At 55.5% G+C, this 22,435-nt stretch carries 16 protein-coding genes; 7 read left to right on the top strand and 9 right to left on the bottom strand.

Annotation, left to right across the window (positions count from 1 at the left end; all coding sequences use genetic code 11):
* Positions 1 to 57: 57 nt before the first annotated feature.
* Positions 58 to 828 (bottom strand): ABC transporter permease, encoded by a 771-nt coding sequence (locus IM314_RS09810; RefSeq protein ID WP_008501945.1) that lies wholly within the window; start codon positions 826 to 828, stop codon positions 58 to 60.
* Positions 825 to 1,751, bottom strand: a complete 927-nt coding sequence (locus IM314_RS09805; RefSeq protein ID WP_041911223.1) for an ABC transporter ATP-binding protein — start codon at positions 1,749 to 1,751, stop codon at positions 825 to 827. The genes IM314_RS09810 and IM314_RS09805 overlap by 4 nt, the downstream gene beginning before the upstream one ends.
* 107 nt (positions 1,752 to 1,858) lie before the next feature.
* Between IM314_RS09805 and can the strand changes: the two genes are divergently transcribed.
* Positions 1,859 to 2,521 (top strand): carbonate dehydratase, encoded by a 663-nt coding sequence (can, locus tag IM314_RS09800; protein WP_041911224.1) that lies wholly within the window; start codon positions 1,859 to 1,861, stop codon positions 2,519 to 2,521.
* A gap of 91 nt (positions 2,522 to 2,612) precedes the next feature.
* Here can and hpt read toward each other — a convergent pair whose 3' ends face one another.
* Positions 2,613 to 3,149 (bottom strand): hypoxanthine phosphoribosyltransferase, encoded by a 537-nt coding sequence (hpt, locus tag IM314_RS09795; protein WP_014882585.1) that lies wholly within the window; start codon positions 3,147 to 3,149, stop codon positions 2,613 to 2,615.
* A 208-nt stretch (positions 3,150 to 3,357) separates the two neighbouring features.
* Between hpt and IM314_RS09790 the strand changes: the two genes are divergently transcribed.
* Positions 3,358 to 5,748, top strand: a complete 2,391-nt coding sequence (locus IM314_RS09790) for a glucose/quinate/shikimate family membrane-bound PQQ-dependent dehydrogenase (protein WP_193358513.1) — start codon at positions 3,358 to 3,360, stop codon at positions 5,746 to 5,748.
* A 74-nt stretch (positions 5,749 to 5,822) separates the two neighbouring features.
* On the opposite strand, the gene cueO is transcribed toward IM314_RS09790, so the two are convergent.
* Positions 5,823 to 7,382, bottom strand: coding sequence for a multicopper oxidase CueO (gene cueO, locus IM314_RS09785; protein WP_048957892.1), 1,560 nt, complete (start codon positions 7,380 to 7,382; stop codon positions 5,823 to 5,825).
* 145 nt (positions 7,383 to 7,527) lie between these two features.
* Here cueO and IM314_RS09780 point away from each other — a divergent pair, with 145 nt between their 5' ends.
* The 3 genes from IM314_RS09780 to speD all read left to right on the top strand — a co-directional run bounded on the left by IM314_RS09780 (position 7,528) and on the right by speD (position 9,655).
* Entirely contained in the window at positions 7,528 to 7,875 is a 348-nt protein-coding gene (locus IM314_RS09780; protein ID WP_069598938.1) for a YacC family pilotin-like protein, read from the top strand.
* Positions 7,876 to 7,990: 115 nt separating this feature from the next.
* The gene (speE, locus tag IM314_RS09775) at positions 7,991 to 8,860 is read left to right on the top strand and encodes a polyamine aminopropyltransferase (protein WP_049000521.1); all 870 of its coding nucleotides are present in this window, start codon (positions 7,991 to 7,993) and stop codon (positions 8,858 to 8,860) included.
* The gene (gene speD / locus IM314_RS09770) at positions 8,861 to 9,655 is read left to right on the top strand and encodes an adenosylmethionine decarboxylase (RefSeq protein WP_041911227.1); all 795 of its coding nucleotides are present in this window, start codon (positions 8,861 to 8,863) and stop codon (positions 9,653 to 9,655) included.
* A 31-nt stretch (positions 9,656 to 9,686) separates the two neighbouring features.
* On the opposite strand, the gene yacL is transcribed toward speD, so the two are convergent.
* Positions 9,687 to 10,049, bottom strand: a complete 363-nt coding sequence (gene yacL / locus IM314_RS09765; protein WP_041911228.1) for a protein YacL — start codon at positions 10,047 to 10,049, stop codon at positions 9,687 to 9,689.
* A 190-nt stretch (positions 10,050 to 10,239) separates the two neighbouring features.
* Entirely contained in the window at positions 10,240 to 12,837 is a 2,598-nt protein-coding gene (gene acnB, locus IM314_RS09760; protein ID WP_045631164.1) for a bifunctional aconitate hydratase 2/2-methylisocitrate dehydratase, read from the bottom strand.
* 891 nt (positions 12,838 to 13,728) lie between these two features.
* On the opposite strand from acnB, the gene IM314_RS09755 reads away from it, so the two are divergent.
* The gene (locus IM314_RS09755) at positions 13,729 to 15,285 is read left to right on the top strand and encodes a DUF3300 domain-containing protein (protein WP_193358514.1); all 1,557 of its coding nucleotides are present in this window, start codon (positions 13,729 to 13,731) and stop codon (positions 15,283 to 15,285) included.
* Between the two features lie 10 nt (positions 15,286 to 15,295).
* On the top strand, positions 15,296 to 16,087 hold the full coding sequence (locus IM314_RS09750) for a DUF2950 family protein (RefSeq protein ID WP_193358515.1): 792 nt from the start codon (positions 15,296 to 15,298) through the stop codon (positions 16,085 to 16,087).
* A gap of 52 nt (positions 16,088 to 16,139) precedes the next feature.
* On the opposite strand, the gene lpdA is transcribed toward IM314_RS09750, so the two are convergent.
* The 3 genes from lpdA to aceE form a co-directional block, all read right to left on the bottom strand.
* A complete protein-coding gene (gene lpdA / locus IM314_RS09745; protein ID WP_003856313.1) occupies positions 16,140 to 17,564 on the bottom strand; it encodes a dihydrolipoyl dehydrogenase in 1,425 nt (474 codons plus the stop codon).
* A 175-nt stretch (positions 17,565 to 17,739) separates the two neighbouring features.
* Positions 17,740 to 19,638 carry a pyruvate dehydrogenase complex dihydrolipoyllysine-residue acetyltransferase gene (aceF, locus tag IM314_RS09740; protein ID WP_063438133.1) on the bottom strand — a complete coding sequence of 633 codons (1,899 nt, stop codon included), beginning with the start codon at positions 19,636 to 19,638 and terminating at the stop codon, positions 17,740 to 17,742.
* Positions 19,639 to 19,652: 14 nt separating this feature from the next.
* Positions 19,653 to 22,316 carry a pyruvate dehydrogenase (acetyl-transferring), homodimeric type gene (gene aceE / locus IM314_RS09735; protein ID WP_041911233.1) on the bottom strand — a complete coding sequence of 888 codons (2,664 nt, stop codon included), beginning with the start codon at positions 22,314 to 22,316 and terminating at the stop codon, positions 19,653 to 19,655.
* Between the last annotated feature and the right edge of the window lie 119 nt (positions 22,317 to 22,435).

Genomic DNA, 22,435 nt, shown 5'->3' with positions numbered 1-22,435 from the left:
TACGGTGATAACTGTCAAAGAAAATGCCCGGCAACCAGAACGTCACCGGGCAGAAGGTTAGCTACGCAGCCCACGTCCGCGCTGGATCAGATACCAGCACAGCAGGTAGAAGACGATGATGAACACTACCAGCACCGCCACCGTGGTAAACAGCGGCACATCGGTGATGCCGAGGAAGCCAAAGCGGAAACCGCTGATCATGTAGACGATCGGGTTCAGGTGCGACAGCGCCTGCCAGAACGGCGGCAGCAGCGTCAGGGAGTAGAACACCCCGCCGAGATAGGTCAGCGGCGTCAGCACGAAGGTCGGGATCAGGCTGATGTCGTCAAACGTTTTGGCAAACACGGCGTTCAGCAGACCGGCCAGCGAGAAGAGGATCGCCGTCAGGAGCAGGGTCAGAGCCACGAAAAGCCATGAGTGCACCTGGAACGGCACAAAGAACAGCGAAATGGCCGTCACCAGGATCCCAACACACAGACCGCGCGCCACGCCGCCACCGACGTAACCGGCAATGATCACATGCGTTGGCACCGGTGCCACCAGCAACTCCTCAATATTGCGCTGGAACTTGGCGCTGAAGAACGACGACGCCACGTTGGCATAGGCGTTGGTGATCACCGCCATCATGATCAGCCCCGGCACGATAAACTGCATATAAGTAAAACCGTGCATCTCACCAATCCGGGAGCCAATCAGGTTACCGAAGATGATGAAATAGAGCGTCATCGTGATGACTGGCGGCACCAGGGTTTGCACCCAGATGCGCATAAAACGGTTAATCTCTTTCGCCCAGATACTTTTCAGCGCGACCCAGTAAAGATGCGTCATGCCTTGTCTCCTTGTTTATCCTGCACCAGAGAAACAAACAGCTCTTCCAGTCGGTTCGCTTTGTTACGCATACTTAAAACCTGAATACCCTGCGCGCTCAGCTGGGAGAACACGCTGTTAATGCCCTGCTCGCGCAGCACCTCTACTTCCAGCGTCGAGGTATCGACCAGGCGATACTGATACCCTTCCAGCTTCGGCAGGGCGCTTTTCGCCGCCAAATCCAGAATAAAGGTTTCGGATTTCAGCTTGGAGAGCAGATTCTTCATCGAGGTGTTTTCCACCAGCTCGCCGTGCTGAATGATGCCGATGTTGCGGCACAGCATCTCTGCTTCTTCAAGGTAGTGGGTGGTCAAAATGATGGTGGTGCCTTTGTCATTAAGATCCTTTAGGAAACCCCACATAGAACGACGCAGTTCGATATCCACGCCTGCGGTGGGTTCATCAAGGATCAGCAGCTTCGGCTCGTGCATCAGCGCGCGGGCAATCATCAGGCGGCGCTTCATCCCCCCGGACAACATCCGCGCACGTTCGTTACGCTTTTCCCACAGATCGAGCTGTTTCAGGTACTTTTCGCTACGCTCAAGCGCCTCTTTACGCTCAACGCCGTAATAACCCGCCTGGTTAACGACAATCTGCTGCACCGTCTCAAACGGGTTGAAGTTGAACTCCTGCGGCACCAGCCCCAGCTGGCGCTTGGCGTTTACCACATCTTTTTGCAGGTCGTAACCAAAGACGCTCACCCGTCCGGACGTTTTATTCACCAGCGAGCTGATGATCCCGATGGTGGTGGATTTCCCCGCCCCGTTCGGCCCCAGAAGCGCGTAAAAATCCCCGGCCTCTACTTTTAGATCTATTCCGCGCAGCGCCTGAACGCCGCCCGGATAGGTTTTTTTAAGCTGCTCAAGCTCCAGTGCAATTGCCATGAAATTAACTTACCTTCAGTTCTGACACACGTTGTGTGGTTTCATTAAAAGTCGGGTTACCCTATAGTAGCGCAACGCAATTACTTGGTTACAGGTCGCTAACCTCCATGAACGACATAGATACACTCATTAGCAACAATGCACTATGGTCAAAAATGCTGGTGGAGGAAGACCCCGGATTTTTTGGAAAACTCGCACAAGCCCAGAACCCGCGCTTTCTCTGGATTGGCTGTTCAGACAGCCGCGTACCTGCCGAGCGCCTGACCGGCCTCGAGCCCGGCGAACTGTTTGTTCACCGCAACGTTGCCAACCTGGTGATTCATACCGATCTCAACTGCCTTTCCGTGGTTCAGTATGCCGTTGACGTTCTGCAAGTCGAGCACATCATCATCTGCGGCCACTACGGCTGCGGCGGCGTGCAGGCGGCGGTTGAAAACACGGAGCTGGGGCTCATTGATAACTGGCTGCTCCACATTCGCGATATCTGGTTCAAACATAGCTCACTGCTGGGCGAAATGCCGCAGGAGCGCCGCATGGATACCCTGTGCGAACTCAACGTGATGGAGCAGGTGTATAACCTTGGCCACTCAACGATCATGCAATCGGCGTGGAAGCGCGGGCAGAAGGTCTCGATCCACGGCTGGGCGTACGGTATTCATGATGGTCTGCTGCGCAACCTAGAAGTGACCGCCACCAACCGCGAAACGCTGGAGCAGCGTTACCGTTCAGGCATTGCCAACCTTCAGCTTAAGCACGTAAACCATAAATAAACAAAGCCGGGTGGCGGCTGCGCCTTACCCGGCCTACATGTGCCCATTCGTAGGCCCGGTAAGCGCAGCGCCACCGGGCAACAAACCGCAATTACTCGTCCAGCAATACCACTTTCCCAACGTATGGCAGATGACGATAACGCTGCGCGTAGTCAATACCGTAACCGACGACGAACTCGTCCGGGATAGAGAAACCAACAAACTCCACCGGCACCTGCACTTCACGGCGGTCAGGCTTATCCAGCAGGGTGCAAATCGCCAGCGATTTTGGCTCACGCAGGCTCAGGATCTCGCGCACTTTTGACAGGGTGTTGCCGGAGTCAATGATGTCTTCAACGATCAACACATCTTTGCCACGAATATCTTCATCCAGATCTTTCAGGATTTTCACATCACGGGTTGTGGACATGCCGCTGCCGTAGCTGGAAGCGGTCATAAAATCGACCTCGTGCGGTACCTGCACTTCACGGCACAGGTCTGCCATGAACATGAAAGAACCGCGCAGCAGACCAACCAGCACCATTTCGCTGCCGCTGTCCTTGTAATGCTCGGTGATTTGACGACCCAGTTCGGCGATACGCGCTTTGATCTCGGCTTCCGGGATCATCACTTCAACAGTATGTTTCATATTACTAACCAAATGATTTTGATGAAAATCTTTCAATGCGGATGAATCTTGCTCCGGCATCGATACGCAAGCCGGCCATTATATCAGTAAATGGATAAGCCTGGCGTATGAGTTATAAAAAGCAAATATTGTGATTCCGATCACACTTGTTAATACCTATAATTAGTTGCTAGCAAATTATTAACAAAAACTGACGAGTACACTTTCTATGGCTGAAACAAACTCTAAACAGCCGCGTCTACTGGTGACACTAACAGCGTTATTCGCCGCCTTCTGCGGCCTGTACCTGTTAATCGGTGGCGTCTGGCTGGTCGCGATCGGCGGCTCCTGGTACTACCCGATTGCGGGCCTGGTTATGCTTGGCGTAACCGTCCTGCTCTGGCGTAGAAAACAATCTGCACTGTGGCTGTATGCCGCACTCCTTCTTGCCACCATGATCTGGGGCGTCTGGGAAGTCGGCTTCGACTTCTGGGCGCTGACGCCGCGCAGTGACATCCTGGTCTTCTTCGGCATCTGGCTGATCCTGCCGTTTGTCTGGCGTCGTCTGATCGTCCCTTCCAGCGGTGCCGTGGCCGGTCTGGTTGTTGCCCTGCTGATTAGTGGCGGCATCCTGACCTGGGCCGGTTTTAACGACCCGCAGGAGATCAACGGTACGCTGAACGCGGAATCGACGCCGGCTGCGGCTATTTCGCAGGTGGCGGACGGCGACTGGCCTGCCTATGGCCGTAACCAGGAAGGTCAACGCTACTCCCCGCTGAAGCAGATCAACGCGGACAATGTGAAAAACCTGAAGGAAGCCTGGGTATTCCGTACCGGCGACCTGAAGATGCCGAACGATCCGGGCGAGCTGACCAACGAAGTGACCCCGATTAAAGTGGGCAACATGCTCTACCTGTGCACGGCGCACCAGCGTCTGTTCGCGCTCGACGCGGCCACCGGTAATGAGAAATGGCACTTCGATCCACAGCTGAACTCCAACCCATCCTTCCAGCACGTGACCTGCCGTGGCGTCTCTTATCACGAAGCGCGCCCGGATAATGCGAGCCCGGAAGTTATTGCCGACTGTCCTCGCCGCATCATGCTGCCGGTGAACGATGGTCGTCTGTTCGCCATCAATGCCGAAACGGGCAAGCTGTGTGAAACCTTCGCCAACAAAGGTATCCTGAATCTTCAGACCAACATGCCGGACACCACGCCGGGTCTGTATGAGCCAACCTCACCGCCAATCATCACCGATAAAACCATCGTGATTGCCGGTTCGGTAACGGATAACTTCTCCACCCGCGAAACCTCCGGCGTTATCCGTGGTTTCGACGTGAACACCGGTAAACTGCTGTGGGCCTTCGACCCGGGTGCGAAAGATCCGAACGCGATCCCGTCTGACGAGCACACCTTTACCTTCAACTCGCCGAACTCCTGGGCACCAGCCGCGTATGACGCGAAGCTGGACCTGGTCTACCTGCCGATGGGCGTATCCACGCCGGATATCTGGGGCGGTAACCGCACGCCGGAGCAGGAACGTTATGCGAGCGCTATCCTGGCGCTGAACGCAACCACCGGTAAGCTGGCGTGGAGCTATCAGACCGTTCACCACGATCTGTGGGATATGGATATGCCGTCCCAGCCGACGCTGGCGGACATTACCGTTAACGGCAAAACCGTGCCGGTCATTTACGCTCCGGCTAAAACCGGCAACATCTTCGTGCTGGATCGCAGCAACGGTAAGCTGGTTGTGCCTGCCCCGGAAAAACCGGTTCCGCAGGGTGCGGCCAAAGGCGACTACGTCAGCAAAACCCAGCCGTTCTCTGACCTGAGCTTCCGTCCGAAGAAAGACCTCAGCGGTGCAGACATGTGGGGTGCCACCATGTTTGACCAGCTGGTGTGTCGCGTGATGTTCCATCAGCTGCGCTATGAAGGCATCTTCACGCCGCCGTCTGAGCAGGGTACGCTGGTCTTCCCGGGCAACCTGGGAATGTTTGAGTGGGGCGGTATTTCCGTCGACCCTAACCGTCAGGTGGCGATTGCCAACCCAATGGCGCTGCCGTTCGTTTCCCGTCTGATCCCACGCGGTCCGGGTAACCCGATGGAGCAGCCGAAAGACGCGAAAGGCAGCGGGACCGAAGCCGGTATCCAGCCGCAGTATGGCGTACCGTTTGGCGTTACCCTGAACCCGTTCCTGTCTCCGTTTGGTCTGCCGTGTAAACAGCCTGCCTGGGGTTACATCTCCGGTCTGGATCTGAAAACCAACCAGATCGTCTGGAAAAAACGTATTGGTACCCCGCAGGACAGCATGCCGTTCCCGATGCCGGTTCCGGTGCCGTTCAATATGGGTATGCCAATGCTGGGTGGTCCAATCTCCACAGCCGGTAACGTGCTGTTCATCGCGGCAACCGCAGATAACTACCTGCGCGCGTACAACATGACCAACGGTGAAAAACTGTGGCAAGGCCGTCTGCCGGCCGGTGGACAGGCAACGCCGATGACCTATGAAGTGAATGGCAAGCAGTACGTTGTCATTTCTGCGGGTGGTCACGGTTCGTTTGGTACGAAGATGGGCGACTATATTGTCGCGTATGCATTGCCGGACGAAGGCAAATAAAAGCAAAACGGCAACGAAAGTTGCCGTTTTTAGCAATCCAGGCCGGGTAAGGCGAAGCCGCCACCCGGCTTTTTTTATACGGTAAAACCGAGCATCATCCCCGTATCTTCATGCTCCAGCAGATGACAGTGCGCCATATAGGCAAACTCTTCAGGCGCTTCGTGGTCGAACTTCACCAGCACCTCGCTGACGCCGCCCTCCACTCTCACCGTATCTTTCCAGCCTGCTCGATGCGCTTCCGGCGCTTTACCGTTCTCAGACAGAATACGGAACTGCGTGCCGTGGATATGGAACGGGTGCAGCATCATGTCCCCTTCCCCTGAAACCACCCAGCGCTCAAACTGCCCCTTCGTGGCGGCAAACATCGGCGTGTTCATATCGAACGCTTTGCCGTTGATCTTGTTGGCGTTGTGGAAATCGAACCCGTGACCGCCGTGATCCATACCGCCCATTTTGCCGTGATCCATATTCATGTGGCCCATCATCTGGCCGTGGTGCATTCCCGCCATGGCCTGATTGCCATACTTTTTCATCAGCGCCTGCATGCCCATCATGTCGAGCATCGGGTCCATGGAGAGCTGAAGCTTACGCTGCGTGAGCCCATCCAGCGACGGGAGAGCTGGCAGCGTGGCTAAGGTGTCCGGCAGCGTACCGGAGGCCGTGACCTGTAGCGGCTGAATGCGCAGCACCGGATGCGGTTTATCAAACGGCGCCACTGCCATCCCCATCTGGCTGACAGGCAGCGTTACCAGGTCAAACGGCTTGCCGTCGCTGATGTCCACCAGCACTTCGAAGCGTTCGCCCATCAGCATCGGCAGCTCGCTCACTTTTACCGGTTCTGGCAGCAGGCCGCCATCGCTTGCCACCACGTAAAGCGGGCGCTTATCGCTGGTGGCGAAGTTCAACGAGCGGGCGTTACAGCCGTTAAGCAAGCGCAGGCGCAGCCAGCCTTTCGGGGCGGCGTGCTGCGGATAGATCGCACCGTTGGCCAGCAGCGTATCGCCAAACCAGCCGACCGCCGCGCTCATCACGTCCAGCTGGTAGTCAATCTGCCCGTCCGCGCTGAATTTTTTGTCCTGCACAATCACCGGCACATCGTCGATACCCCACTGTTTTGGCAGGCGCAGGAGACGGCTTTCGTCATCCTCAATCAACACCAGTCCGGCCAGCCCCATTGCCACCTGATGGCCCGTTTTGCCATGCTGATGCGGGTGGAACCAGCAGGTTGCCGCCCGCTGGTCAGGGGTAAAGGTTACGCTGCGTTTACCCCCAGGTTTGATAACGCCCTGGGGACCACCATCCACTTCGCCCGGAACTTCCAGCCCGTGCCAGTGCAGCGTGGTCTCCTCGGCAAGCGTATTGTGGATATCCACCGTCACCGCTTTCCCTTTGCGTAACTGAAGTGCCGGGCCGAGCAGATTGCCGTTGTAGCCCCAGGTAGTAGCGCTGTGCCCGCCGAAGGAGGTTTTACCGGCCTGAACAACGAGTTGAATACGGCTACGGGCGTCTGCGGTCAGTAAGTCAGGAATGGGTAAGGCAGGCCTTTCAGCCGCAAAAACCGCGCGGCTCCAGAGTGGTAATGCGCTGGCAACCCCCAGCACAGCGGAATATTTTAAAAAATCACGACGTTGCATGTTCATTTCCTTATTTCCAGCAGGCGATCTTTTGAGCATAAACCTTCCCCTTACCGGAAGGTCAAGTAAAGCGGCAATAATAAAGATCGTCGCACTGGCATCAAGTGTGCTAACGTTAATTTTCCGTGAAGAAGTGGTAGAAGCAATGAAGACGTTTTTCAGGACAATTTTGTTCGGAAGCCTGATGGCAATGTGTGCGAACAGCTATGCGCTCAGTGAAAATGAAGCGGAAGATATGGCCGATTTAACGGCGGTTTTTGTATTCCTGAAAAATGATTGTGGCTACCAGAATTTACCCAACGGGCAAATTCGCCGCGCGCTGGTCTTTTTCGCCCAGCAGAACCAGTGGGATCTCAGCAATTACGACAGCTTTGACATGAAGACGCTCGGTGAAGACAGCTACCGTGACTTGAGCGGTATTGGCATTCCCACGGCTAAAAAATGCAAAGCGCTGGCCCGCGATTCACTCAGCCTGCTCGCCTACGTGAAATAACCTTCCCGACGCCCCCTGTTCAACCTATACCCGTGCAACCACGGTTATAGTTAGCTATCATGTTTCGCTCATTTTTTGTGAGCGTTACGGATGTTAACAAAGGAGGAGTCCGCGTATGGCCGACCACACGTTGTGGCATGAAACACTGCATGACCAGTTTGGTCAGTACTTTGCCGTTGATAACGTGCTCTATCATGAGAAAACCGATCACCAGGATCTCATCATCTTCGAGAATGCTGCCTTTGGCCGCGTCATGGCGCTGGACGGCGTCGTGCAAACGACCGAGCGCGACGAGTTTATCTATCATGAGATGATGACCCACGTTCCGCTGCTGGCCCACGGACACGCGAAGCATGTTCTGATTATCGGCGGCGGCGACGGCGCAATGTTGCGCGAGGTTTCACGTCATCGTTCCATTAAAACCATCACCATGGTTGAGATCGATGCGGGCGTGGTCTCTTTCTGCCGCCAGTACCTGCCCAACCATAATGCCGGCAGCTATGACGATCCGCGCTTTAATCTGGTTATCGACGACGGCGTTAACTTTGTTAACCAGACCACGCAGACCTTCGACGTGATTATCTCTGACTGCACCGACCCCATCGGCCCTGGCGCGTCGCTGTTTACCTCCTCGTTCTACGAAGGCTGCAAGCGCTGCCTGAACCCGGGCGGGATCTTCGTCGCACAAAACGGTGTCTGCTTCCTGCAGCAGGATGAAGCCCTCGACAGCCATCGCAAGCTCAGCACCTATTTCGGTGACGTCAGCTTCTATCAGGCGGCCATTCCGACGTACTACGGCGGGATCATGACCTTTGCATGGGCAACGGATAACGACGTGCTGCGTCATCTCTCTACCGAAATAATCCAGGCCCGCTTCCATCAGGCCGGGCTCACGTGCCGCTACTACAATCCGGCTATTCATACCGCAGCGTTTGCTCTGCCGCAGTATCTGCAAGACGCATTATCCACTAAGGGGGTGAGCTAATTGAAAAAGCTTAAACTACATGGCTTTAACAACCTGACCAAAAGCCTGAGTTTTTGTATTTACGATATCTGCTATGCCAAAACAGCGGAAGAACGCGATGGTTACATCGCCTATATCGATGAACTCTACAACGCCAACCGTCTGACCGAGATCCTGTCAGAAACCTGCTCGATCATCGGTGCCAATATTCTGAACATCGCCCGACAGGATTATGAGCCCCAGGGTGCCAGCGTCACCATTCTGGTCAGCGAAGAGCCGGTCGACCCGAAGCTTATCGACAAAACTGAACACCCGGGTCCGCTGCCGGAAGTGGTCGTCGCCCACCTCGACAAAAGCCATATCTGCGTTCACACCTACCCGGAAAGCCACCCGGAAGGCGGGCTGTGCACGTTCCGCGCGGATATTGAAGTGTCGACCTGCGGCGTGATTTCCCCGCTGAACGCGCTGAACTATTTAATCCACCAGCTGGAATCGGACATCGTCACGATTGATTATCGCGTGCGCGGTTTTACCCGTGATATCAACGGCATGAAGCACTTCATCGACCACGAGATTAACTCCATTCAGAACTTTATGTCTGAGGATATGAAATCGCTGTATGACATGATGGACGTGAACGTGTACCAGGAAAACATCTTCCATACCAAGATGATGCTTAAGGAGTTCGACCTTAAGCACTACATGTTCCACACGAAACCGGAAGATTTAAGTGAAGAAGAGCGCAAGGTCATCACCGACCTGCTCTGGAAAGAAATGCGCGAAATCTACTACGGCCGCAATATTCCGGCCGTGTAAGTGTTGCCCGGAGCAGGGACGCTTCGGGGAGTTACTTCTGTTTCATGAACTCACGATAGGCATTCACTACCTGCAGGAAGTCTTCCACGCCGCACAGCGACAGGCTCTCTTCGTCGTAGTAGCTCATCCCCTCTTCCATCTCATCCCCTGAAAACTCAAGCTGGTTGGCGCGCACCATCACCTCTTCGCCGTCCATCCACAGGGTGTACTCATGCCCGGCACGTTGCCAGGAGCGCTCACTGCCTTTCACCGTATTTGCCGCCTGTTCGACTTCATCAAGAAGGGCGAGATTTTCTTTCACCTCTTCGTTAAACCAGTGTCCAACGGCTTCGTGCCCCATCGACATGCGCACTTTCACCACGCCGGTGATGTCGCGCAGAAATTCGTAATCCATAGCGTTTTCCTCTGCAAAGCCATTAGGGTAATTATCGCAGCAGAGGGAAAGAAAAAAAGCGGGAGAGGTGGGAGGAATGAAAATAAAAAGGTGAGAGCAAGACCCTGCGGCCTGATGCCCTCACCCCGTCCCTCTCCCACGGGAGAGGGTGCAAACACTAAAAACCGTCTCGTAGAGACGGTTTTGCTGTTTATACTGCCGTCTGGAAGATAACCCCGTCAGCCTTCTCGGTGTACTGAGAAAGCTGGTCGAAGTTCAGATAGCGATAGGTATCCACCGCCGTCTTATCCACCTGCGCCACAAAGGTCTGGTACTCTTCCGGCGTTGGCAGTTTGCCAATCAGCGCCGCAACCGCCGCCAGCTCCGCAGAGGCCAGGTAGACGTTCGCACCAGTACCTAAACGGTTCGGGAAGTTACGGGTAGAGGTGGAAACCACCGTCGCACCGTCGGCCACGCGCGCCTGGTTACCCATACACAGGGAGCAGCCAGGGATTTCGATACGCGCCCCGCTCTTACCGAACACGCTGTAGTAACCCTCTTCGGTCAACTGAGCCGCGTCCATACGGGTTGGCGGTGCCACCCACAGGCGGGTCGGCAGCTGGCCTTTGTGGGTATCCAGCAGCTTACCGGCGGCGCGGAAGTGGCCGATGTTGGTCATGCAGGAGCCGATGAACACTTCGTCGATCTTATCGCCCTGCACGTCAGAGAGCAGACGCGCATCGTCCGGATCGTTCGGCGCACAGAGGATTGGCTCTTTAATATCCGCCAGATCGATGTCGATCACCGCCGCGTACTCTGCGTCAGCATCGGCTTCAAGCAGCTGCGGATCCGCCAGCCATTTCTCCATGCCCTGAATACGCCGCTCCAGCGTACGACGATCGCCGTAGCCTTCCGCAATCATCCACTTCAGCAGCACGATGTTGGAAGTCAGATACTCAATGATCGGCTCTTTGTTCAGCTTGATGGTACAGCCAGCCGCAGAACGCTCGGCGGATGCATCGGTCAGCTCAAATGCCTGCTCAACTTTCAGATCCGGCAGACCTTCAATTTCCAGGATACGGCCAGAGAAGATGTTTTTCTTGCCTTTCTTCTCAACGGTCAGCAGGCCCTGTTTGATGGCATACAGCGGGATCGCGTGAACCAGGTCGCGCAGAGTGATGCCCGGCTGCATTTTGCCCTTGAAGCGCACCAGCACGGATTCAGGCATGTCCAGCGGCATTACGCCGGTCGCTGCAGCAAACGCCACCAGGCCGGAGCCCGCCGGGAAGGAGATACCGATTGGGAAACGGGTATGGGAGTCACCGCCGGTACCCACGGTATCCGGCAGCAGCATACGGTTCAGCCAGGAGTGGATGACGCCGTCACCCGGACGCAGTGACACGCCGCCGCGGTTCATGATGAAGTCTGGCAGCGTGTGGTGCGTGGTCACGTCAACCGGCTTCGGATAGGCCGCCGTGTGGCAGAAGGACTGCATCACCAGGTCAGAAGAGAAGCCCAGGCACGCCAGGTCTTTCAGTTCGTCACGGGTCATTGGGCCAGTGGTGTCCTGAGAGCCCACGGAGGTCATCTTCGGCTCGCAGTATGCGCCAGGACGAATACCGGCGACGCCGCAGGCACGACCCACCATTTTCTGTGCCAGCGAGAAGCCGCGGTTGCTTTCTGCCACGTCTTTCGCGTGACGGAAAACGTCGGAGTGCGGCAGACCCAGCGCTTCACGCGCTTTGGTGGTCAGGCCGCGCCCGATGATCAGCGGAATACGGCCACCGGCACGCACTTCGTCAATCAGCACGTCGGTTTTCAGTTCGAAGCTTGCCAGCAGCTCGTTGGTTTCGTGGTTGCGCACTTCGCCTTTATACGGGTAGACGTCAATCACGTCGCCCATGTTCAGGTTGCTCACATCTACTTCAATTGGCAGCGCGCCCGCATCTTCCATGGTGTTGAAGAAGATTGGCGCAATTTTACCACCGAGGCACAGGCCGCCGCCGCGCTTGTTCGGCACGTGCGGAATGTCGTCGCCCATGAACCACAGTACGGAGTTGGTGGCGGACTTACGGGAAGAGCCGGTACCCACAACGTCACCGACGTAGGCCAGCGGGAAACCTTTCTTCTGCAGCGCTTCGATCTGTTTGATCGGGCCAACCACGCCCGGCTGATCCGGCTCAATGCCTTCACGGGCGTTTTTCAGCATCGCCAGGGCGTGCAGCGGGATATCTGGACGAGACCACGCGTCCGGAGCCGGAGACAGGTCATCGGTGTTGGTTTCACCGGTCACCTTAAAGACGGTCACGGTAATTTTTTCCGCCAGCGCAGGGCGGTTCAGGAACCATTCGGCATCGGCCCAGGACTGCATCACCTGCTTCGCATAGACGTTGCCCGCTTTGGCTTTTTCTTCTACATCGTAGAAGTTATCGAACATCAGCAGCGTGGAAGAGAGCGCTTTAGCGGCAATCGGTGCCAGCTTGTCGTTATCCAGCGCGTCAATCAGCGGATGAATGTTGTAACCACCCTGCATGGTGCCGAGCAGTTCAATGGCTTTTTCAGGAGTAACCAGTGGGGAGGTGGCTTCGCCTTTGGCGATAGCAGCAAGGAATCCGGCTTTTACGTAGGCAGCTTCATCTACGCCAGGCGGTACGCGGTTGATCAACAGATCTAACAGGAATTCTTCTTCGCCCTTAGGCGGGTTCTTCAGCAGCTCGACGAGCGCGGCCATTTGGGTTGCATCTAAAGGTTTGGGTACAATTCCCTCGGCGGCACGTTCTGCTACGTGCTTACGGTATTCTTCTAGCACGACGGTTCTCCTCGCTCTCATTGTCATATGCGGCGGGCGTTCTCTTCACGCTCCTGTGAGACAGCAGTTTGTAGGGTAAATGCCCGATACCGCGTCGGGCAGCATAGCAGGATTTCTGCACAGTGTTAATCCGTTTACAAAAAAGCAACATTAAAAAGTTTGCTGAATCGTTAAGCATGGTGTAGCGGGGAGACGAGGTGAATTTTGGGGACAAAAAAACCGCCTGATAGCGGTTATTTTGTTGCCTTGCGGTGGTAGCACACCGGGTTGGCAGGTTTGCGGCAACCCCAACGCAATGAATTTTGCATCACACCCTGCAGGCTTGCAAGCCATTATGTCAATTTTGCGTAGCACCTTCCTGTTTCGAATGAAAAACCGGTTAACTTCATTTATCAACTTCAGAATTCCCACTGAGTCGATTACGCTTCATCTCGGCCTGCTTCGCTGGTGTAGCAACCAGTCACCGGGCCCGGGAGCAGTTCCGTAACCTACGCGGCAACACCAACTTGCCTGGTTCAGTCTTTCCCGGTGAAGAATGAACCCGCGTAGCCTGTACAGGAACGCACGCAATGGAGATGCGAGTCTATGCGCTGATCGTTGTGACCGGTTTACTGCTTACCGCACTGCACGGTGGCTGGAACATATCCGACATCACGGTGCTGTTTGTGGTTAACCTCGGCAACTAGCTGCTGGCCGCTCGCAAGAGCGGCCTTCTGAATTCCCGGCGCCTTTTCCCGCATCGCATATAATTGTGTAATAAATACTCACACTCTTTATCCGGACGTACCGGACGCTTCCCAATAAAAGTCAAAACAGTAAAAGACGGGTGAATAATACTCACGCCAACCGTAACGCCTCACGGCACAGCGCCTGTCTCGTTGGAGTCATTTTATGAAGTTGCCCTTTAAGCCACATCTGCTTGTCCTTCTGTGCAGTGCCGGGCTGTTTGCCGCCTCAGGCGTCATGTTTGTCAAAAGTCGTGCAACGGAACCCGTTGCGCCAGCCCCCGTCGCGCAACAGCCAGTTGCTTCGGCTACGCCGGCAGTAGCACAACCCGCCCCTGTGGTCGCGCCAACCTACACTGCCGCGCAAATCGATCAGTGGGTTGCCCCCATCGCGCTCTACCCGGATGCTCTGCTGTCACAGATCCTGATGGCCTCGACCTACCCGGCCAACGTGATTCAAGCGGCGCAGTGGTCCAAAGACAACCCCAAAATGGAAGGGGACGCCGCGATTCAGGCCATTGCCAGCCAGCCCTGGGATCCCAGCGTAAAATCCCTGGTCGCGTTTCCTCAGCTTATGTCGCTGATGGGAGAGAATCCGCCGTGGGTACAAAATCTGGGCGATGCGTTTCTCGCCCAGCCGAAAGATGTAATGGATTCTGTTCAACGCCTGCGCGCGCTGGCGCAGAAGACCGGCGCCTTGCAATCTACGCCTCAGCAGACGGTCACCACGGTAACGAAACCCGCACCGGCAAAAACCAGCACCACCGAGTCAACGTCAACCACCACGTCCGCACCGGCCCCGACGGTGATCAAAATTGAATCTGCCGACCCGCAGGTGGTTTACGTCCCCACCTATAATCCCAATACGGTTTACGGGACCTGGCCCAACACCGCCTATCCTCCCACCTATCTCCCGCCCACGCCCGGAGAGCAGTTTGGCAACAGCTTCGTCAACGGCTTAGGTTTCAGCCTGGGTGTCGCCACAACTTATGCCATCTTCAGCAACATCGACTGGGATGATGACGATGACTGGGACCATCATCATGACGGTGACTGGGATAATCACGGCGGCTACAACCGCAACGGTGATAACAACATCAATATTAACGTTGAGAACTTCAATAAAATCAGCGGACAACGCCTGACGGACGCCAACCGTATCTGGCAGCACAACCCGGCCTATCGGGAAGGTGTCCCCTACCCGACAAACCAGCTCAACACGCGTTTCCACTCCACCAACACGGCCACGGGGCTTAGTGCAACGCAACAACCGGTTAATCGCGATAGCCAGCGTCAGGCGGCGCTGAGCCAGATGGAGAAATCGACAGGTAAAACCTTCCCACAGACTGCTCGCCCGGGCACGAAAGCGGCGCAGCGACAGGCCTCAAGTGAACAGCTGAAACAGATTTCTCAGCGCAATAACTACCGTGGCTATGACACCAAACCGCAGACGGCGAAGCGGGCCACCACGCAGCAGCGAGAAAACCGCCAGACCACCGCGCAGAGACAAGAGAAACGGGTTCAGCCCTCTCAGCAACGTCCCTTCCAGCAGCGAAACAGTCAGCTCCGGGCCAATGCACTGAGCGGCAACGACAGCCGTTCCGCCAACTGGCAGGCGCAGCAGCAGCGTGGGGCGCAAAGCAGACACCTCGCCTCTCGTCAGCAGCAGCTACGCCCGGCAGCGGCTGGACGTGCTGAGCACCGTGAATTCCGTCATCGCTAAGGGAGCCGACATGAAACGTAAATTACTCAGTGGAATGGTGTTGTTCATGGTCTCGGCGACCGTCATGGCGCAGCAATCCTTCAGCTCACCAGAACAGGCTACCAATGCGCTGGAAAGCGCCATCCGCGAGCAAAACGAAAGCGCTATGAGCAACCTGCTCGGTGAGAACTGGCGCGACTTCCTGCCCCCTGAAGGCGTTGATCCTGACGCAGTCGATCGCTTTCTGCGCGACTGGAAAGTCCGTCATAACACCATTGTCGAAGGCGATAAAGCGCATCTGGTTGTCGGAGACAGCGGCTGGCAACTTCCCATTCCGGTGATCAAAACCGCCTCCGGCTGGCAGTTTGACATCAAAGAAGGCGCCGAGGAGATCCTGACCCGCGAAATTGGGCGCAACGAACTTGCCGCCATCGAAGCCCTGCATGCTTACGTGGCCGCTCAGCAGAGCTATTTTGCGATGAATCAGAAATACGCGCAGAAGATTGTCAGTTCTGAGGGGAAAAAGGACGGTCTGTACTGGCCCGTCTCGCCCGGCGAAGCGCCAAGCCCGCTTGGCCCGGCATTTAGCCCTAAAGAGCCAGGCGCGGGTTACCATGGCTATCGCTTCCGCATCCTGCCAGATAATCACGGTTTCGCGATGGTGGCGTGGCCTGTCAGCTATGGTCAGACAGGCGTCATGAGCTTTGTGATAAACCAGGACGACAAGGTGTACCAGTCCGATCTCGGCAGCGATTCGGAGCAGAAGGCCCGGGCGCTGGCCTCATACGCACCTGATAACTCCTGGCAGCCTGTAGTCCCCTGAACGCCGCGCATAAAAAAAGCGGCCTCAGGCCGCTTTTTTCATCTGAAGAAACTTATTTCTTCTTCGCTTTCGCGTTTGGCAGGTCGGTGATGCTGCCTTCAAACACTTCTGCCGCCAGGCCCACAGACTCGTGCAGAGTTGGGTGCGCGTGGATGGTCAGCGCGATGTCTTCCGCGTCGCAGCCCATTTCGATAGCCAGACCGATTTCACCCAGCAGCTCGCCGCCGTTGGTACCGACAATCGCACCACCGATTACGCGGTGAGTCTCTTTGTCGAAGATCAGTTTGGTCATACCGTCTGCGCAGTCGGATGCGATAGCACGGCCAGAAGCAGCCCACGGGAAGGTGGCGGTTTCGTAGCTGATGCCTTTCTCTTTCGCTTCTTTCTCGGTCAGACCTACCCACGCAACTTCTGGCTCGGTGTACGCGATAGATGGGATGACTTTCGGATCGAAGTAGTGCTTCATGCCGGCGATAACTTCAGCGGCAACGTGACCTTCGTGAACACCTTTGTGCGCCAGCATTGGCTGACCGACGATATCGCCGATAGCAAAGATGTGCGGCACGTTGGTGCGCAGCTGTTTGTCAACGCGGATGAAGCCACGGTCGTCCACTTCCACGCCAGCTTTGCCCGCGTCGAGGTTTTTACCGTTCGGCACACGGCCGATAGCCACCAGCACGGCGTCGTAACGCTGTGGTTCGGATGGGGCTTTTTTGCCTTCCATGGAAACGTAAATACCGTCTTCTTTCGCTTCAACGGCAGTCACTTTGGTTTCCAGCATCAGGTTGAATTTCTTGCTGATGCGCTTGGTGAAGACTTTAACGATGTCTTTGTCAGCAGCCGGGATAACCTGGTCGAACATTTCAACCACGTCGATCTCTGAACCCAGCGCATGGTACACGGTACCCATTTCCAGACCGATGATACCGCCGCCCATCACCAGCAGCCGCTTAGGAACGGTTTTCAGCTCAAGGGCATCAGTGGAATCCCACACGCGTGGATCTTCATGTGGAATGAATGGCAGTTCGATTGGGCGAGAGCCTGCCGCGATGATCGCGTTGTCGAAGTTGATAACGGTTTTGCCGTTTTCGCCTTCCACTTCCAGGGTGTTCGCACCGGTGAATTTACCCAGACCGTTAACCACTTTGACCTTACGGCCTTTCGCCATACCCGCCAGACCGCCGGTCAGCTGAGTGATAACTTTCTCTTTCCAGGTACGAATTTTGTCGATATCGGTTTTTGGCTCGCCGAAGACGATACCGTGTTCAGCCAGCGCTTTGGCTTCTTCGATAACTTTCGCTACGTGCAGCAGCGCTTTAGAAGGGATACAGCCGACGTTCAGACAAACACCGCCGAGGGTGCTGTAACGCTCTACGATGACGGTTTCCAGACCTAAATCCGCTGCACGAAATGCTGCGGAGTAACCTGCCGGGCCTGCCCCAAGTACTACGACCTGAGTTTTGATTTCTGTGCTCATCATGACCTCTTAGTTTATACCCGTCGTCCACCGGGTCGTTCTATCCGCCCGCAGTTTACAAAATTGTTAACAATTTTGAAACAACAAACGGCTCACGAATTGTCGCTTTCACCAATAACCTCATAAACACCATGAGATTATCAGAAAAAAGCCGGCCGACTGGCCGGCTTTTCGATTACATCACCAGGCGGCGAATGTCGCTCAGCATGTTGTTGATGATGGTGATGAAACGCGCACCATCAGCCCCGTCGATCACGCGGTGGTCGAAGGACAGAGAGATTGGCATCATCAGACGCGGCACGAACTCTTTGCCATTCCACACCGGCTCCATCGCGGACTTGGACACACCGAGGATAGCCACTTCCGGCGCGTTAACAATCGGCGCGAAGTGGGTGGTACCCAGGCCGCCGATGCTGGAGATAGTGAAGCAGCCGCCCTGCATTTCGCCGGCAGTCAGCTTACCATCACGCGCTTTCTTGGAGATGGTGGTCAGTTCACGAGACAGCTCGGTAATGCTCTTCTTGTTCACGTCCTTGAAGACCGGAACAACCAGACCATTTGGCGTATCTACCGCAACACCGATGTTGATGTATTTCTTCAGCGTCAGCTTCTGGCCGTCTTCGGACAGGGAGCTGTTGAAGCGTGGCATCTGCTCCAGAGCAGCGGCAACGGCTTTCATGATGAAGACCACTGGGGTGAATTTCACGTCCAGCTTACGCTTCTCGGCTTCGGCGTTCTGCTGTTTACGGAACGCTTCCAGATCGGTGATATCGGTTTTGTCGAAGTGGGTAACGTGCGGGATCATCACCCAGTTACGGCTCAGGTTAGCACCAGAGATTTTCTGGATGCGGCCCAGTTCCACTTCTTCAATTTCGCCGAACTTGCTGAAGTCCACTTTCGGCCATGGCAGCATGCCCGGGATACCGCCGCCAGCGGCTGCCGCAGGTGCAGCTTCGGCGCGTTTCACCGCGTCTTTCACGTAAGCCTGAACGTCTTCGCGCAGGATACGACCCTTACGGCCGGTCCCTTTCACTTTCGCCAGGTTCACGCCGAATTCGCGCGCCAGGCGACGAATCAGCGGAGTCGCGTGGACGTAAGCGTCGTTTTCAGCGAACTCTGATTTTTCTGCTTTTGCAGCAGGGGCAGCGGCTGGTTTAGCAGCCTGAGCCGGTGCAGCAGCCGGTGCTGGAGCAGCCGCGGCAGCCGGAGCGGCGGCAGGCGCAGCGCCTTCCACTTCGAAGACCATGATCAGGGAGCCGGTAGACACTTTGTCGCCAGTGCTGATTTTGATCTCTTTAACGGTACCGGCGAACGGCGCAGGCACTTCCATGGAAGCCTTGTCGCCTTCAACGGTGATCAGTGACTGTTCAGCGGCAACTTTGTCACCCACTTTTACCATCACTTCGGTGACTTCAACTTCGTCACCGCCGATGTCCGGTACGTTAACGTCTTTCGCACCGCCAGCAGCGGCTGGTGCAGCGGCCGGAGCCGGAGCAGCGGCCTGTGCAGGCGCGGCAGCAGGTGCAGCACCCGCCACTTCGAAGACCATGATAAGCGACCCGGTAGACACTTTATCGCCGGTGTTGATCTTGATCTCTTTAACGGTACCGGCGAATGGCGCTGGTACTTCCATAGAGGCTTTGTCGCCTTCTACGGTGATCAGTGACTGCTCGGCCGCAACGGTATCGCCCACTTTCACCAGGATTTCAGTGACTTCAACTTCGTCACCGCCGATGTCAGGCACGTTCACTTCTTTCGCTGCCGCGGCAGCTGCTGGAGCAGCGGCGGCCGGAGCGGCTTCTTTCTTCTCTTCCTGCGCAGGTGCAGCAGCTGCTGCACCGTCGGCGGAATCGAAAATCATGATCAGTTTGCCAGTCTCGGTTTTATCGCCAACAGAGACTTTGATCTCTTTAACGATGCCAGCCTGAGGAGACGGGACTTCCATAGAGGCTTTGTCGCCTTCTACGGTGATCAGCGACTGTTCAGCTTCAACTTTGTCGCCCACTTTGACCAGGATCTCGGTGATTTCAACTTCATCAGCCCCGATGTCCGGTACATTGATTTCGATAGCCATTATTCTTTTACCTCTTACGCCAGACGCGGGTTAACTTTTTCTGCATCGATGTTGAATTTGGTAATTGCGTCCGCAACCACTTTCTTATCGATTTCGCCACGTTTAGCCAGTTCGCCCAGTGCTGCTACAACCACGTAAGAAGCATCAACTTCGAAGTGGTGACGCAGGTTCTCGCGGCTGTCAGAACGACCGAAGCCGTCAGTACCCAGAACGCGATAATCATCAGCTGGAACGTAAGTACGAACCTGCTCAGCGAACAGTTTCATATAGTCAGTAGACGCCACCGCTGGCGCGTCGTTCATCACCTGAGCGATGTACGGAACGCGTGGGGTTTCCATTGGGTGCAGCATGTTCCAGCGCTCACAATCCTGGCCATCACGCGCCAGTTCGGTGAAGGAAGTCACAGAGTACACGTCGGAACCCACGCCGTAGTCTTTCGCCAGGATCTGCGCTGCTTCACGCACGTGACGCAGGATAGAACCGGAGCCCAGCAGCTGAACTTTACCTTTGCTACCTTCAATGGTTTCGAGTTTGTAGATACCTTTACGGATACCTTCCTCGGCACCTGCTGGCATTGCCGGCATGTGGTAGTTTTCGTTCAGGGTGGTGATGTAGTAGTAAATGTTCTCTTGCGCTTCACCGTACATGCGCTGCAGGCCGTCATGCATGATGACAGCAACTTCGTACGCGTAGGACGGGTCGTAAGAGATACAGTTAGGGATAGTCAGAGACTGAATGTGGCTGTGGCCATCTTCGTGCTGCAGACCTTCACCGTTCAGAGTCGTACGACCAGAAGTACCACCGATCAGGAAGCCGCGAGCCTGCTGGTCGCCTGCCTGCCAGCACAGGTCACCAATACGCTGGAACCCGAACATGGAGTAGTAGATGTAGAACGGGATCATCGGCAGGTTGTTGGTGCTGTATGAAGTCGCAGCAGCCAGCCAGGATGCGCCTGCGCCCAGCTCGTTGATACCTTCCTGCAGAATCTGACCTTTCTCGTCTTCTTTGTAGTATGCAACCTGCTCACGGTCCTGCGGGGTGTACTGCTGGCCGTTCGGGCTGTAGATACCGATCTGACGGAACAGACCTTCCATACCGAAAGTACGCGCTTCGTCGGCGATGATTGGCACCAGGCGATCTTTGATCGACTTGTTCTTCAGCATCACGTTCAGGGCACGAACGAAAGCGATAGTGGTAGAGATCTCTTTGTTCTGCTCTTCCAGCAGCTGAGAGAAGTCTTCCAGCGCTGGCAGTTCCAGCTTCTCGGTGAAGTTAGGCTGACGAGCTGGCAGGTAGCCTTTCAGCGCCTGACGACGTTCGTGCAGGTACTTGTGCTCTTCAGAGCCTTCCGGGAAGGTGATGTAAGACAGGTTTTCTACCTGCTCATCGGTCACTGGAACGTTGAAACGGTCGCGGATATAGCGCACGCCGTCCATGTTCATTTTCTTAACCTGGTGAGCGATGTTTTTACCTTCTGCGGTATCACCCATGCCGTAACCTTTGATGGTGTGGGCCAGGATTACAGTCGCTTTACCTTTGGTTTCACGCGCTTTTTTCAGTGCAGCGTAGATTTTCTTCGGATCGTGACCACCGCGGTTCAGGGCCCAGATCTGCTCATCAGTCCAGTCTGCAACCAGGGCTGCGGTTTCTGGATATTTGCCGAAGAAGTGCTCACGCACGTAGGCACCGTCTTTGGATTTGAAGGTCTGGTAGTCACCGTCAACGGTTTCGTTCATCAGCTGGATCAGTTTACCGCTGGTGTCTTTACGCAGCAGTTCGTCCCAACGGGAACCCCACATGACTTTGATCACGTTCCAGCCAGCACCTGCGAAGATGCCTTCCAGTTCGTTGATGATCTTGCCGTTACCGGTTACCGGACCATCCAGACGCTGCAGGTTACAGTTGATGATGAAGCACAGGTTGTCCAGCTTTTCACGGGTCGCGATAGTGATCGCGCCTTTAGATTCTGGCTCATCCATTTCGCCGTCGCCCAGGAAGGCGTATACGGTCTGTTCAGAAGTGTCTTTCAGACCACGGTGTTCCAGATACTTCAGGAATTTAGCCTGGTAGATCGCACCGATTGGGCCCAGACCCATAGATACGGTCGGGAACTGCCAGAATTCAGGCATCAGTTTAGGGTGTGGATAAGAAGACAGACCTTTACCGTGAACTTCCTGACGGAAGTTGTTCATCTGCTCTTCAGTCAGACGACCTTCCAGGAATGCACGTGCATAGATGCCCGGAGAGATGTGGCCCTGGAAGTACACCAGATCGCCGCCGTCTTTCTCGTTCGCTGCACGGAAGAAGTGGTTGAAGCACACTTCGTAAATGGTCGCAGAAGACTGGAAGGACGCCATGTGGCCACCCAGTTCCAGGTCTTTCTTGGACGCGCGCAGAACGGTCATGATGGCGTTCCAGCGGATTGCAGAACGGATACGACGTTCCAGATCCAGATTGCCCGGGTATTCCGGTTCGTCTTCTACGGCAATCGTGTTTACGTAGTTGCTAGCCCCTGCACCTGAAGCAACCTTCACGCCGCCTTTGCGAGCTTCAGAAAGCAGCTGATCAATCAGATACTGAGCGCGCTCAACACCTTCTTCACGGATGACCGATTCGATCGCCTGTAGCCAGTCGCGAGTTTCGATCGGATCCACGTCATTTTGGAGACGTTCTGACATGGGGGTATTCCTTATCTATCTAATACGTTGATTTGTCTGGAACCTGTCCCATTGTGCTCTTGGGCAAGAACACAATAAGACAGGTTCTGCGTTTAGTTGCCGCGCTCTAAAAGTACCTG

Origin of the sequence: Enterobacter cloacae complex sp. P42RS, assembly GCF_014930595.1 — a bacterium.
GTDB classification, from domain to species: domain Bacteria; phylum Pseudomonadota; class Gammaproteobacteria; order Enterobacterales; family Enterobacteriaceae; genus Enterobacter; species Enterobacter bugandensis.
The sequence above is the reverse complement of the archived record's forward strand: the minus strand, read 5'-3'. Positions and strand labels throughout refer to the sequence as shown.

Excerpts from the sequence above, each read along its gene's own strand:
- cueO (WP_048957892.1), bottom strand. The coding sequence starts at position 7,382 with ATGCAACGTCGTGATTTTTTAAAATATTCCGCTGTGCTGGGGGTTGCC.
- IM314_RS09805 (WP_041911223.1), bottom strand. The coding sequence starts at position 1,751 with ATGGCAATTGCACTGGAGCTTGAGCAGCTTAAAAAAACCTATCCGGGC.
- lpdA (WP_003856313.1), bottom strand. The coding sequence starts at position 17,564 with ATGAGCACAGAAATCAAAACTCAGGTCGTAGTACTTGGGGCAGGCCCG.
- aceE (WP_041911233.1), bottom strand. The coding sequence starts at position 22,316 with ATGTCAGAACGTCTCCAAAATGACGTGGATCCGATCGAAACTCGCGAC.
- IM314_RS09780 (WP_069598938.1), top strand. The coding sequence starts at position 7,528 with ATGAAGACGTTTTTCAGGACAATTTTGTTCGGAAGCCTGATGGCAATG.
- IM314_RS09810 (WP_008501945.1), bottom strand. The coding sequence starts at position 828 with ATGACGCATCTTTACTGGGTCGCGCTGAAAAGTATCTGGGCGAAAGAG.
- IM314_RS09755 (WP_193358514.1), top strand. The coding sequence starts at position 13,729 with ATGAAGTTGCCCTTTAAGCCACATCTGCTTGTCCTTCTGTGCAGTGCC.
- hpt (WP_014882585.1), bottom strand. The coding sequence starts at position 3,149 with ATGAAACATACTGTTGAAGTGATGATCCCGGAAGCCGAGATCAAAGCG.
- aceF (WP_063438133.1), bottom strand. The coding sequence starts at position 19,638 with ATGGCTATCGAAATCAATGTACCGGACATCGGGGCTGATGAAGTTGAA.
- yacL (WP_041911228.1), bottom strand. The coding sequence starts at position 10,049 with ATGGATTACGAATTTCTGCGCGACATCACCGGCGTGGTGAAAGTGCGC.
- speE (WP_049000521.1), top strand. The coding sequence starts at position 7,991 with ATGGCCGACCACACGTTGTGGCATGAAACACTGCATGACCAGTTTGGT.
- IM314_RS09750 (WP_193358515.1), top strand. The coding sequence starts at position 15,296 with ATGAAACGTAAATTACTCAGTGGAATGGTGTTGTTCATGGTCTCGGCG.
- IM314_RS09790 (WP_193358513.1), top strand. The coding sequence starts at position 3,358 with ATGGCTGAAACAAACTCTAAACAGCCGCGTCTACTGGTGACACTAACA.
- can (WP_041911224.1), top strand. The coding sequence starts at position 1,859 with ATGAACGACATAGATACACTCATTAGCAACAATGCACTATGGTCAAAA.